This window comes from Stenotrophomonas sp. YIM B06876 (assembly GCF_030711595.1).
GTDB lineage: Bacteria > Pseudomonadota > Gammaproteobacteria > Xanthomonadales > Xanthomonadaceae > Stenotrophomonas.
This window is the reverse complement of record NZ_JAUJUJ010000527.1, coordinates 1-539: the sequence shown is the minus strand read 5'-3', so window position 1 is coordinate 539 and position 539 is coordinate 1. Positions and strand designations below refer to the sequence as shown.

The 539-nt window shown below is 66.0% G+C and carries 1 protein-coding gene; it reads left to right on the top strand.

Features of this window, described 5'->3' with window-relative positions; genetic code table 11:
* Positions 1-539, top strand: a 539-nt coding sequence (locus QZH66_RS18310; protein ID WP_305807217.1) for an efflux RND transporter permease subunit, incomplete at both ends; no start/stop codon positions are given.

The following is a 539-nucleotide window of genomic DNA, read 5'->3' as shown; positions in this document are numbered from 1 at the left end:
CCGAGCTCGAGGCCGCGCTGCCGGCCGCGCTCAAGCTGCAGGTGCTGTCCGACCGCACCACGGGCATACGCGCCTCGGTGCAGCATGTCGAGATGGAGCTGGTGCTGGCCGTGCTGATGGTGGTGCTGGTGATCTTCTTCTTCCTGCACAGCCTGCGCGCCACCGTGATCGCCAGCCTGGCGGTGCCGATCTCGCTGGTCGGCGCCTGCGGCCTGATGTACCTGCTCGGCTACAGCCTCAACAACCTGAGCCTGATGGCGCTGACCATCGCCACCGGCTTCGTGGTCGACGACGCCATCGTGATGATCGAGAACATCGCGCGCTACATCGAAGAGGGCGAGCCGCCGTTCCAGGCCGCGCTCAAGGGCGCGGCGCAGATCGGCTTCACCATCATCTCGCTGACCGTGTCGCTGATCGCGGTGCTGATTCCGCTGCTGTTCATGAACGACGTGGTGGGCCGGCTGTTCCGCGAGTTCGCTGTCACGCTGGCCATCACCATCCTGATCTCGGCCGTGGTCTCGCTCACGCTGGTGCCGATG